The following is a 12925-nucleotide window of genomic DNA, read 5'->3' as shown; positions in this document are numbered from 1 at the left end:
CAGAAAATACGATTTGGAGCTACCGTGTGCTCTATTGCAAAAAGCGTTTGCAGCTTTCATTTTTGTACTTCCCTAGCACTGCGTGCTACGCCAAAGCGCTCAAACAGCAGTGGTAACAACAGCAAGGTCAGAGCCGTGGAACTGATCAATCCCCCTGCCACGACAACGGCCAACGGACGCTGAATTTCCGAGCCAGGGCCAGTAGCCAGCAGCAGCGGCACCATGCCCAGAGCCGTGATGCAGGCCGTCATAAGCACAGGCCTCAGACGGTCGCGCACGCCTTGACGTACAGCCTGGGTCAGCTCCATGCCCGACACCAGCAGTGCGTTGAAGTGCGAAACCAGCACCACGCCGTTGAGCACGGCAATGCCCAGCAGTGCAATAAAGCCCACAGAGGCGGGCACCGACAGGTATTCGCCGCTTATGCGCAATGCGGCCATGCCTCCCACTAGTGCGAACGGAATGTTGGCAATGACCAGCAAGGCCTGGCGCATTGAACGGAAGGTGAGAACCAGCAACACGAAGATCGCCGAGAGCGCCACAGGAACGACCAACGCAAGGCGGGCAGCCGCGCGCTGCTGGTTTTCGAACTGGCCGCCCCAGACAATGCGCAGATCCTTGAGTGCGGGGTCGGCAGTCAAAGATGCCCGGGCCTCGCTAACGAAGCTTGCGAGATCGCGTCCTTCGACATTGACCTGAACCACGGCGAAGCGCGCTCCGTCCTCATGGTCGATACGTACCGGTCCGTCCTGAGGGGAAAGTGTCGCTAGCGAAGTGAGTGGCCAAGTCGTCCCGTCGGGGGCGGTCACAAGAAGGCTTGCCAGGCCTTCGGGTGATTGCCGCAGTGTCGTTCCGCCACGAAGCAGTAGCGGCGTACGCACCATGCCTTCGGGCACGATGCCTATACGATCGCCCTCAATCAATGCGCGTAACTGGGCCTGCAAGGCATCACCGGAAAAGCCGGATTGGCCAAGTGCAGCACGATTGAGAACGACTTGCAGATATTGCACGCCGCTGTTGCTGGGGGCAATGACTTCGGAGGCGCCGGAGACGGTGCGCATGCGTGCAGCAATCGCCTGGGCCGCGGCATCGATCTTGGTCAGGTCGGTACCGAAGATCTTGATGGCCACGTCGCCTCGCGAGCCGGTCAGCATCTCGGACACGCGCATCTCGATGGGCTGCGTAAAGCCGTAGATCAGGCCCGGAAAGCCTTCCATCACGCGGCGGATGGCATCTGCAATATCTTCCTTGCTGCCGCGCCACTCAGCACGTGGCTTGAGCACAAGAAAAGTGTCGGTCTCGTTGAGGCCCATGGGATCCAGCCCCAGATCGTCCGAGCCCGTGCGCGCCACGATGGAGCGGATTTCCGGGACGCCTTCGAGCAGGGCTTGTTGCACGTGCTGATCCATATCCAGCGATGCGGTCAGTGAAATTGACGGAGCTTTTTGCAGCTGCACGATGAGATCGCCCTCGTCCATGGTTGGCATAAAGGTCTTTCCCACTGACAGATACAGGGCTGCCGCGCCGGCCAGCGTCGCCAGTGCGATGCCAAACACCGTGCGCCGGTGCGCCAGGCTCCAGGCCTGTAGCCAGGCAAAGCCGCCGGACAACTTTCGCATCAGCCAGGGCGTATCGCTGGCGTGCGAGCGCAGCAGCAGTGAAGCCAGCGCCGGAACAACAGTAAATGCAATGAGTACAGAAGCACTTAGGGCCAGTACGATGGTCAACGCAACCGGCGCAAACAGCTTGCCTTCCAGGCCTTGCAGCGTCAGCAGCGGCAGGAACACAATGGCGATGATGGACACGCCTGCCAGCATGGGAGCAGACACTGCCGATACGGCATCCCGGATCAGGCCGAAACGGTCCACGGACTTTGCCGAAGACGCATCTTCTTGACTGTGCGCCAGTGCTGTCTCGATGTTCTCCACCACCACCACCGAGGCATCCACCAACATGCCCAAAGCGATGGCCAGACCACCCAGGCTCATCAGATTGGCCGTCAAGCCCACGTAGCGCATGAGCAGGAATGTGGCCAGCATGGACAGAGGGAGTGTGGCCGCCACTACCAATGCAGCGCGCACGCCGCCAAGGAACAAATAAAGGATGACGACTACAAGCACACTGGCTTCGACCAATGCGCGCACTACGGTGCCGGCGGCACGCGAAACCAGTTCGCCCCGGTTATAGAACACCTGGATGCTCATCCCTTTGGGCAGGCGCGGTTCCAGTTCGTCGAGTCTGGCCTGCACTGCATCGACCAGACTACGAGCATCCACGCCGCGCAGTCCCAGCACCAGTCCCTGGACGGCCTCGCCCTGGCCATCACGACTCACGGCGCCGTTGCGAGTGGCCTCGCCCAGGCGTACCGTGGCCACATCACCTACCGTGGCTGCGGCCTGTCCGTTTCTGGCCGGAACGATCACGACGGCCCGCAAATCGTCGAGCCCGCGCACGCCACCTTCCACGCGCACCACCCAATGCTCCTCACCTCGGTCCAGCCGGCCTGCTCCATCGTTGCGATTGTTGGCATCGAGTGCCTGACGCAACTGATCCAAGGTCACGCCACGCGCGCGCAGCCTCGCAGGATCGGGAATCACCTCGTAGCCCCGTACCACGCCACCCAGGGCATTCACGTCGGCAACGCCGGCGACAGTGCGCAAGGCTGGCCGTATCACCCAGTCCAGCACACGTCGGCGTTCGGCCAGAGAGTAGCTCTCGCCATCAACCGTAAACATGAACATCTCGCCCAACGGCGTGGTGATGGGGGCCAGCCCACCTTCTGCGGTAGCAGGCAGGTCGCGCTGTATGCCGGTCAGCCTTTCGGAAACCTGCTGGCGAGCCCAGTAAACGTCCGTGCCTTCCGAGAAGTCCACGGTCACGTCGCTGATGCCGTACTTGGAAACGGAACGCACGATGGTCTTGTGCGGCAGACCCAGTAGCTCCTGCTCTACCGGTGTGGAGACGCGCTGCTCCACTTCTTCAGGCGTCATGCCGGCCACCTTCAGGATCACTTTGACCTGGGTTGGTGAGATGTCGGGGAACGCATCTATGGGTAGATGCACATAGGCCCAGGCGCCGGCCAGTGCCAGGGCCAGGGCCGCGAGTAGCACCAGAGCCCGCTGACGTAGCGAAAAATCGATCAGCCTAGCCAGCATCACTGACCTCCGGACAGCAGGTTCTTGAGCGCAGCGATACCTGCGATCGCAATCTCCGCATTTGCTGGAAGCACTCCGCGCACCACGGCTGTAGCTTCGTCTCTGGTGTCCACCGACAAGGGGACGAAGCGCACGCTCTTGCCCGTGCGAATGAACACACCGGTCTGGCCTTGCCAGTACACCAGTGCTGAGGCTGAGATGCGCAGACGGTTTCCTGCTTTCGACTGCGCCTTTTCCGTGTCTGAATCTTTCAACGTCAATATGGCTGTAACACTTTCTCCCAAGCGCAGATCCCCGCTCTTGGCCAGCGCAACACGCACACGCATCCCCGCGCTACCGTCGCCAACTGGTGCAATACCCTCGACACGGCCTGCGGCGCCGCGAGTGATGACCTGCACACAGTCACCTACGGCGGGCAGTGGGACCTCTCGACCCAGTAGCAAATCAAGCTCCAACGCCTTGGGATCAGCCACTCTCACCAAGGGCGCCGATGCATCAACACGCGCGCCAGGTTGGACCATTACTTCAGTCACAATGCCTGCACGCGTTGCCAGCAACAGCGCCTCATTCCCAGCCAGCTTCACACCACTGGCAGCCAGCTCGGCGCGTCGGGCTTGGGCCATGGCCGCAGCCTCTGTGGCGCGTGCCTGTGTTGACTGCCATCGACTGGCTGCGATGATGCCGTCTTCATGGAGCAATCGGTCTCGCGTCAGGGATTGCTGTGCCAGCCGCGACTGTGACTCGGCTTCCGCCACTGCGCGACGCGCTTCATAGAGCTGAGGGCTGGTGAAAGTCACCACGGGCTGGCCCGCTCGCACGGACTGGCCTACAGCGACCAGCACACGTGGCAGCGCCCCCGCATAAGGCGCAGCCACAACGGCCTGAGCATCGGGTCTCAGAACCACACGCGCATGAGCCGAAATATTGAGCTCGTCAGAACTCTGGATGGACTGAAAGCGCACGCCCAAGGTACGCGCCTGCTCAGGGGATAGAGACACGGCCTCGGCGGCCATGCCTGCGACTGGCAGCGCAAGTGCGCCGGCCAACAGCCATTGGTGGAAGAACATTCCTGACTCCGGAAAAAGAAAAGACATGCATCCATGCGTATGCATGGATGCTGGCAAGCCTGTGAAAGGCTTGGGGGGTCAGGAAAACTGAGGCGGAGCTTGGGCCGGGGATGGTCGTATGACGCGACCTTGCCAGCGTGAAAGCCTGTGCGCCGGCTCGGGGGGCGGTGTGGGCCTTGCAGCAGTGCAACGCATGAGCGAGGCACGCAGACCCCAAGTCAGCAGAGTGAGGCCAATAACGGCCAGCAACGGGACAGGGAGCAGATCTAGTGGTTGCAGTGCGTTCTGCACGTCAACTTCAAAAGGCTCGGATTGAGCTTGATGGACATCGTGGTCACTGAGAGAGTCGTGTCCAGTGAACAGATGGAAATGAGAATCAGCAATTCTGGAAGGTGTCGCGTGCACATGCAGGCCAGATTGATTCGGAGTCCCGAAGTGGCCGTGCAGCAGCGGTATCAGCAGTTGCGCCGCCATGATCAGCAGCAGCAATGCGCTCCGAAGAGAAAGTCTCTGGATGGCACGCGACATGCGATCGATTGTAGCGCTGCGACCTTCGGTGTAACAGCGCAATCTATTGATCAGGATTAGACATTCCGCCGACAAGACGCCCGGCCGTTCGGCTGGCCGCTGCTGGGCGGCTATCCGCAGCAGCGTCTACAGCGATGGATATGGCTCGAGTGCATGGCGCCGTGCCGGGCATTGCATGGCTGCTGCAGCGCAGCCAAAAAAGGGGAGCCAAGCTCCCCCTTCGAATTGCTGGTGCCCTCAAGAAAGAGCCTGATGAGCCGCATATCCAGCGCTGCAAGTCATGCCGGCTGGGGCGGCCTATTGCACGGCTTCGTCCTGGTCGGCCAGGAAGCCGCCGCTCTGGTGCGCCCAGAGCTTGGCGTAGATGCCGCCGCGCTGCAGCAGTTGCTGGTGCGTGCCTTCTTCCACGATATGGCCTTCGTTCATGACGATCAGGCGATCCATGGCGGCGATGGTGGACAGGCGGTGGGCAATGGCGATCACGGTCTTGCCGTCCATCAGCGAGTCCAGGCTTTCCTGGATGGCGGCCTCCACCTCGCTGTCCAGCGCGCTGGTGGCTTCGTCGAGCAGCAAAATCGGAGCGTCCTTGAGCATTACGCGCGCAATCGCCACGCGCTGGCGCTGGCCGCCCGAGAGCTTGATGCCGCGCTCGCCCACCTGGGCGTCATAGCCGCTGCGGCCCTTGAGGTCGGTCAGTGTGGCGATGAAGTCCGAGGCCTCGGCCTTGTCGGCCGCGGCCTGCATCTCGGCTTCGCTGGCGTCGGGGCGGCCATAGAGGATGTTGTCGCGCATGGAGCGGTGCAGCAGCGAGGTGTCCTGCGTCACCATGCCGATGGCGCTACGCAGGCTGTCCTGCGTCACGCTGCGGATGTCCTGGCCGTCGATGGTGATGCGCCCGCCTTGGGGCTCATGAAAGCGCAGCAGCAGGTTGACCAGCGTGGACTTGCCCGCGCCCGAGCGTCCGATCAGGCCGATGCGCTCGCCGGGACGGATGTGCAGGTTCAGGTGGTCCAGCACCTTTTTGCCGCCAGCCTTGTAGCCAAAGCTCACATCCTCGAAGGCAATCGCTCCTCGCGTGACCTGCAGCGGCTTGGCGTCGGGTGCATCGACGATGGTGCGCGGCTTGGTCAGCGTGGTGATGCCGTCCTGGATGGTGCCCACGTTCTCGAACAGGCCCGTCATCTGCCACATCACCCAGTGCGAGTAACCCATCAGCCGCAGCGCCATGGCAATCACGGCAGCCACCACGCCCGCAGATGCCTGAGCCTGCGTCCACAGATACAGCGCCGTGCCGCCGCTGGCCAGCAGCAGCAGGGCAATCATCAGGTGGTTGGTGATCTCGAACAGGCTGACCAGACGCATCTGCGCATAGCCCGTGGCCTTGAAGGCTTCCATGGCATTGCGCGCATATTCGGCTTCGCGGCGCGTGTGGGCGAACAGCTTGACGGTGGCGATATTGGTATAGGCATCGGTGACGCGGCCCGTCATCATGGAGCGCGCATCGGCCTGCTCCTTGCCGATCTGGCCCAGGCGCGGCACAAAGTAGAAGCAGGCGCCGGCATAGGCGACGAACCACAGTGCAAACGGAATCATCAGCCGCCACTCGAAGCTGGCGGCCAGAATCAGAATGCCGATCATGTAGACGCCCACGCCCACAAACACATCCACCACCATGAACACCACTTCTCGCACCGACAGCGCGGTCTGCATGATCTTGGTGGTGATGCGGCCGGCAAATTCGTCCGCATAGAAAGACATGCTCTGGCCCAGCATCAGCTTGTGGAACACCCAGCGCAGCCGCATGGGAAAGTTGATGGCCAGCACCTGGTGCATGACGGTGGTGTGCAGGGCCAGCAGCACCACGCTGCCAAGCAGGATGGCGGCGATGCCCAGTACCGTGGCTTGCTGCTCGGCCCAGAAGTTGGCGGGCGAGACCGTGCCAAGCCAATCCACCACGCGGCCCATGATGGCGAACAGCACTGCTTCGTAGGCGGCCAGCAGTGCCGAGGTGAGGGTCATCAGACCAATCCAGCCGCGCATGCCCTGGGTACAGGCCCAGACAAAGGCAAAAAAACCTTTGGGCGGAACCTTGGGCTCCTGTGCTGGATAAGGTGGAACCTGTTTTTCAAAAAATCGGAACAAGATGGAAATTCTCCCGGTTCATGCTTGTGGCATATCTTGTCTCCATGGTAGGGGAGTGCCCTGGATTGGTGTCAAGCGTACGGGATGACCGCTTGTCCCATGGGCCATTGGTGCGGGCCTGATGAATGCATGGCGCGCTCGGGCTATAGCGAGTTGTAGCGGGCTATATAGCGGGCTGTTGCGGCGGCTTGCGCGGCGAAAAAAAACGCCGCATCTTGTGCGGCGTGGCAGCAAAGCGCGCGGCGCGATCAGGCGTTGGGCAGAAAGCCTTCCACCGACAGATAGCGCTCGCCCGTGTCGTAGGCAAAGCCCAGCACCCTGGCGCTGGGTGGCAGCTCGGGCAGCTTCTGGGCAATGGCGGCCAGTGTGGCGCCCGAGGAGATGCCGACCAGCAGGCCTTCCTCGCGAGCGGCGCGGCGCGCGTATTCGCGTGCGGGCTCGGCCTCCACCTGAATCACGCCGTCGAGCAGGCTGACGTCAAGATTCTTGGGCACAAAGCCGGCGCCGATACCCTGGATCGGGTGGGGCGCGGGCTGACCGCCGGAGATCACGGGCGATGCCGCGGGCTCCACCGCATAGACCTTGAGGTTGGGGAACTTGGCCTTGAGCACCTTGGCCACGCCGGACAGGTGACCACCCGTGCCCACGCCGGTGATGAAGGCGTCGATGCCGTCGGGGAAGTCGCGCAGAATTTCCTGGGCCGTGGTGGCCTCATGCACGGCCACGTTGGCGGGGTTCTCGAACTGCTGGGGAATCCAGGCGCCGGGCGTCTGGGCGGCCAGTTCCTGGGCGCGGGCGATGGCGCCCTTCATGCCTTTTTCCTTGGGCGTCAGATCGAACGATGCGCCATAGGCCAGCATCAAGCGGCGGCGTTCGATGCTCATGCTCTCGGGCATGACCAGGATCAGCTTGTAGCCCTTGACGGCCGCGACTAGGGCCAGGCCCACGCCGGTGTTGCCGCTGGTGGGCTCGATGATGACGCCACCGGGTTTGAGCGCGCCGGATTTCTCGGCGTCCTCCACCATGGACAGGGCAATACGATCCTTGATGGAGCCGCCCGGGTTGCTGCGCTCGGACTTGATCCAGACGTTGGTATTGCTGCCGAACAGACGGTTGATGTGAATGACGGGCGTGTCGCCAATCGTTTGCAGAATGTTGTCAGCTCTCATCGGACCTCCGCGAATAAGGGATGGTGGGACAGTGGATCGCAGCGCAGGTTGTCTGCGCAGACACAGAGCATTGTGCACGCAAGCGTTCTGCGAATGGGCTATATCGATATGACCCGAAAAGTGGGCAAGGCCGCGGGCGATGATTAACATCGACCCATGAATCTACGGTTTCTGGAAACCTTTGTGCTGCTGGCCGAGCTGCGCAACTTCCGCATGACGGCCGAGCGGCTGTTCACCACACAGGCTGCCGTCTCCAGCCGCATTGCCACGCTGGAGCAGGAGTTCGGCGTGCGCCTGTTCGATCGCGGCGTGCGCGAGGTCACGCTCACGGCCGACGGCGCCAAGGCCCTGGTGCATGCCGAGCGCATGCTCAGGCTGATGCGCGAGATGCGCGAGGACATGCTGGACAAGCAGGCCTATGCGGGCGTGATCCGCATCGGCGCCATCGAATCCATCGTGCACAGCTGGTTCCCCGACTTTCTCGCGCTGCTGCAGCAGCGCTATCCGCGCCTGCAGGTGGAGATCGCCTGCGACACCACCATCCATATGTCGGAGCAGCTGCTCAAGGGCCAGCTCGATGTCTCGCTGCAAGCCAAGCCCGTCTCCGGCGGCGCCATCGCCAATCTGTCGCTGGGCGAGTTCGCCATGGCCTGGGTGGGCAGCCCCAAGCTGGGCATAGGCGACGAGACCCTGAGCCTGGCCGAGCTGGCGGCTTTTCCCATCATGAGCTTTGCGCGCGGCTCGGAGCCGTATGCGGTGATCGAGCAACTGTTCAGCGCCGAAGGCAGCGCCTCGCCGCACATGAACTGCATTGCCTCGGTGGCGACCATGATCCGCGTGGTCTGCGACGGCCTGGGCGTGGCGGCCGTGCCGCCGGCCATCATCCAGCGCGAGCTGGCCGAGCAGCGCCTGCGCCTGCTGCGCGTGGATCGCGAGTTTCCTTCGCTGCCGCTGGTGGCCTGCTGGCGCAACGATCACCAGAACCCGCTGGCCGAAACCGTGGTGCGCGCCGCCGAAGAGGTGGCCACGGCCTTTGCGCTGAACCACGGCCAGGCCGTGGCGCGGCTGCCCGGCCCCCGTCTGGCGGGGGATGCATAAAGCGCAGGAGCAGGCGCCAATGCCTGCCGTGCATTGGGGTGTGCCTCAGTACTGAATAAAAAAGGAGCTGCCAGCGCCTGATACCTATCTATTTCAGAGTGTTTCTTGTCTAAAATCGATTGCAGTCAAGCGCTAGCAGCTCCTGTTTTTTTCTCAGCAATCAGGCTTGGGCGAGCAAAGCCTCGACGGCCAGTGCCACCGACAGCAGGCGTTGGTCCTGACCGGCCGTGCCGGCCAGGCTCAGGCCCACGGGCGCTTCGCCCGCGCGGTGGCAGGGCAGGGACACCGCGCAGCCGTCGAGGAAGTTGATCAGCGTGGGATTGCGCAGCATCAGCCCGTTGGCCGCGAAATAGGCTTCGTCGCTGGCCTCAAGCTCGGCAATCTTGGGCGCGACCACGGGCACCGTGGGCATGAGCATCAGGTCGTGATCGGCCATCTGCGCCTGGACTCGGGCAATCCACTGCTGGCGGCGCGCCAGCAGCTCGATATAGTCGGCCGCGCTGATGTCCTTGCCGCGCAGAATGCGCGTGCCCACGCGCGGATCGTATTCGGCCAGGCGGCCGGCGCCGTCGATATGGCTGCGGTGCCAGGCCCAGGCCTCGGCGGCCGTGAAGCCGCCCTTGGCATTGATCTGCGCAAGCTCGGAGAAGGGCGGCACCACGGCCTCGGTGATCTGCACGCCGGCCGCGTACAGCAGCGACAGCGCACGCTGCCAGGCTGCGGCCACGGCGCTGTCCATGCCGTCCAGCACCACATTCGTGGGCGCCAGCAGGCGCAGGCCCTGCAGCGAGGCCGCGCGCAGTTCGCCATGCGATTGGCCCGACAGCACCGTGTCCAGCGCGGCGCAGCAGCGCACGCTGGGCGCCAGCGGTCCGATGGAGTCCAGATTGGCCGACAGCGGCAGCACGCCCTGCATGGGCACGCGGCGCGCCGTGGGCTTGAAGCCGGTCAGGCCGCACAGCGCCGAGGGAATGCGCACCGAGCCGCCGGTGTCCGAGCCGATGGCGGCCAGTGCCATGCCGTCGCTCACCGAGATGGCCGCGCCCGAGGACGATCCGCCGGGAATGCGGCCGCCGTCGATTTCACGCTGCCAGGGATTGCGCGGCGTGCCGTAGTGCGGATTCAGCCCCAGGCCCGAGTAGGCGAACTCGGTCATATTCGTCGTGCCCACGATGACCGCGCCCGCGCGGCGCAGGCGCTGCACGACTTCGGCCGTTTGCGTGGCGGGTGCGGCATCGGCCAGCAGTCTGGAGCCGCCCAGCGTGGGGTGGCCCGCGATGTCGAACAGATCCTTGACCGAGATGGGCAGGCCTTCCAGGGGCGAGCGCGCCAGGCCGGCCGCGCGCAGCGCATCGCTGGCGCGGGCTTCGGCCAGAGCCTGCTCGCGCAGCACGCGGGTGAACACGCGCGGGCCTTCGCCTTGCGTGGCGCGCTCCAGGGCCTGCTCAGCCAGTTGCACAGCGCTGGTCTGGCCTTGGGCCAGGCGCTCGGAGACCTGGTCCAGGCGGGGAGAGACTGAAGTCATGGGTAGCTCCGTGTTCAGGCGACGATGTCCAGCAGCTCGCTGAGGTAGCGGTGGCGGATGCTGCGCTGGCTGCGCGGGTCGTACAGCTCCATGGCGAACTGCGTGGCAGGGCGTATGCCGCCGATGGCCGCCATGGTGCCGCAGGTCATGCCGCTGCCTTCGGGCAGCTGGCTCTGGCCGCCGGTGTAGCCCGCGATCAGGTCCTGGGGCGTGCGCAGGCTGGCCAGCGTGCCTTCCTGGTACAGCACTTCGCAGCCGTCCTCCACGATCCACGAGCGCAGGATCAGCTCGTCCCAGTGGCCGGCCACATCGGCAAAGCGCCAGGCCTGGGTGGCCACGGGCTTGATGCAGGCCTGCTTGGAGAAGGCCACGCTATAGGCCTCGAGCTTGCGGTCGGTGTGGTCCGAGGCCAGGCTCACGAACATCTCGCCGCCGTGGCTGAAGACGAAGACCTCGGCCTCGCCCGAGGAGTCCGGGCCCAGCACCTGCAGCGTGCTGCTCTGGCTCAGCTGGTTGCTGGCGATGCGGTAGTACAGCGGCACGGCGCTGGGGCGCGGAATGCCGAGCGCGGCCAGTTCCTCGATATGGTGCTCGATGGCCGCATGGTCGCGTCCGGCCCAGCCGGCGACGATCAGGGTGTCGAAGATGGGGGCCAGGGTCTGGCCTTCGGGGGTGGTGAATTGCAGTTGCATGGCGAAAAGCTCAAAAGGGGGAGGCGGGGCCGTGGGCCCCGCACAGCGGCGCTGCGCAGGCAGCGTCAGGCGGTCACTGCTTCTTGACGAAGAGCACGACCAGGAAGGCGGCGAGGAACTCCAGCGCGGCCACGAAGTACAGCCCCGAGGACAGCGAGCCGGTGCTGGTCTTGAGCGCGCCGATCATGTAGGGCGCCACAAAGCCGGCCAGGTTGCCGATGGAGTTGATGAGGGCGATGCCGCCTGCGGCCGCCGTGCCGGCCAGAAAGGCCGAGGGAATGGACCAGAACACGGGGAAGGCGGCGAGGATGCCGACGGAGGCCAGCGTCAGCGCGCACAGGGCCAGCACGGCGTCGTGCAGGAACATGCCGGTCAGGATCAGGCCTGCTGCGGCGATCAAGGCGGCGATGGCGCTGTGCATGCGGCGCTCGCCGGTCTTGTCCGAATGCATGCCGTTCCAGACCATGGCCAGCGTGCCGGCGAGAAAGGGAATGGCCGAGATCAGACCGATCTGCAGATTGTTCTGGATGCCGATCTCCTTGATGATGGACGGCGACCAGAAGGCGATCGTGGCGTTGCCACTGACGATGCAGAAGTACACGGCAGCGCACAGCCAGACGCGGTAGTTGCGGCAGGCATCGGCGAAGGAATGCTGCTTGTGGCCTTGCTGGCTTTCCTCGGCCACGGCGGCGCTGACGGCGCGCTGTTCGGCGACGCTCAGCCACTTGGCGTTCTCGGGTTTCTCGGGCAGCCAGGCCAGCACGAAGAAGCCGGCGATCACCGAGGGAATGCCTTCAAGGATGAACAGCCATTGCCAGTTGGCCAGATGGCCCACGTCCTGCATGCCGTTCATGATGGCGCCCGCGATCGGGCCGCCCACGGCGCCGGCGATGGCGAACGAGGTCATGAACAAGCCGTTGATGCGCGCGCGGTGGCGGGCCGGGAACCAGTAGGTCAGATACAGCACCACGCCGGGGAAGAAGCCCGCCTCGACCACGCCCAGGATGAAGCGCAGCACATAGAACATGGTGGGCGTGGTCACATAGGCCATGGCCATGGAGGCAGCACCCCAGAGGATGGTGATGCGCGCCAGCGTCTTGCGTGCGCCGATCTTCTCCAGCAGCAGGTTGCTGGGCACTTCGAACAGGAAGTAGCCGATGAAGAAGATGCCGGCGCCCAGGCCGTAGACGGCCTCGCTGAACTGCAGGTCCTGCAGCATCTGCAGCTTAGCGAAGCCGACGTTGACGCGGTCTATCCAGGCCAGGACAAACAGAAAGACCAGAAAGGGGATCAGGCGCCAGGTGATCTTGCGGTAGGTGGCGTCCATGTCGGGGTGCGCGTGCGCACCGGCATGGCCGGCAAGAGGGTGGGTGGCGGAAGCCGGGCTGCTCATGGGGAGTCTCCTGTATGCGAAAGTGCAGCGGGCACATGGGGCGCTTTTGCTGGCGCTCCTGTGTGTCTTGGAACATTGGGATGCGGCGCGGGCCGGTGTTCCTGTGGCGGCAGTATCGAAAGGCAGCGAGGGGCTGTCCAACAAGAAATTCTGAGC

8 protein-coding genes are annotated in these 12925 nt (G+C 64.0%); 1 reads left to right on the top strand and 7 read right to left on the bottom strand.

The window, feature by feature from the left end; all coding sequences use genetic code 11:
- Positions 1-56: 56 nt before the first annotated feature.
- The 4 genes from FSY45_RS04420 to cysK form a co-directional block, all read right to left on the bottom strand.
- A complete protein-coding gene (locus tag FSY45_RS04420; protein WP_046460575.1) occupies positions 57-3155 on the bottom strand; it encodes an efflux RND transporter permease subunit in 3099 nt (1032 codons plus the stop codon).
- A complete protein-coding gene (locus FSY45_RS04415) occupies positions 3155-4222 on the bottom strand; it encodes an efflux RND transporter periplasmic adaptor subunit (RefSeq protein ID WP_046460576.1) in 1068 nt (355 codons plus the stop codon). The genes FSY45_RS04420 and FSY45_RS04415 overlap by 1 nt, the downstream gene beginning before the upstream one ends.
- A gap of 825 nt (positions 4223-5047) precedes the next feature.
- A complete protein-coding gene (locus FSY45_RS04405) occupies positions 5048-6892 on the bottom strand; it encodes an ABC transporter ATP-binding protein (RefSeq protein ID WP_046460577.1) in 1845 nt (614 codons plus the stop codon).
- A gap of 248 nt (positions 6893-7140) precedes the next feature.
- Positions 7141-8061: a cysteine synthase A gene (gene cysK, locus FSY45_RS04400; RefSeq protein ID WP_012839856.1), complete on the bottom strand. Its 921-nt coding sequence runs from the start codon at positions 8059-8061 to the stop codon at positions 7141-7143.
- Positions 8062-8217: 156 nt separating this feature from the next.
- Here cysK and FSY45_RS04395 point away from each other — a divergent pair, with 156 nt between their 5' ends.
- On the top strand, positions 8218-9159 hold the full coding sequence (locus FSY45_RS04395) for a LysR family transcriptional regulator (RefSeq protein ID WP_046460578.1): 942 nt from the start codon (positions 8218-8220) through the stop codon (positions 9157-9159).
- A gap of 160 nt (positions 9160-9319) precedes the next feature.
- On the opposite strand, the gene FSY45_RS04390 is transcribed toward FSY45_RS04395, so the two are convergent.
- From FSY45_RS04390 to FSY45_RS04380, 3 genes are all read right to left on the bottom strand, one after another.
- Complete coding sequence (locus tag FSY45_RS04390; RefSeq protein ID WP_046460579.1) at positions 9320-10684, bottom strand: amidase; 1365 nt, start codon at positions 10682-10684, stop codon at positions 9320-9322.
- 14 nt (positions 10685-10698) lie between these two features.
- Positions 10699-11376 carry a DUF2848 domain-containing protein gene (locus tag FSY45_RS04385; RefSeq protein WP_046460580.1) on the bottom strand — a complete coding sequence of 226 codons (678 nt, stop codon included), beginning with the start codon at positions 11374-11376 and terminating at the stop codon, positions 10699-10701.
- Positions 11377-11449: 73 nt separating this feature from the next.
- Positions 11450-12769 (bottom strand): MFS transporter, encoded by a 1320-nt coding sequence (locus FSY45_RS04380; protein WP_046460581.1) that lies wholly within the window; start codon positions 12767-12769, stop codon positions 11450-11452.
- Positions 12770-12925 lie beyond the last annotated feature (156 nt).

Origin of the sequence: Comamonas sp. Z1 (assembly GCF_008121555.1) — a bacterium.
Classification (GTDB): Bacteria; Pseudomonadota; Gammaproteobacteria; order Burkholderiales; family Burkholderiaceae_C; genus Comamonas; species Comamonas thiooxydans.
The sequence above is the reverse complement of the archived record's forward strand: the minus strand, read 5'-3'. Positions and strand labels throughout refer to the sequence as shown.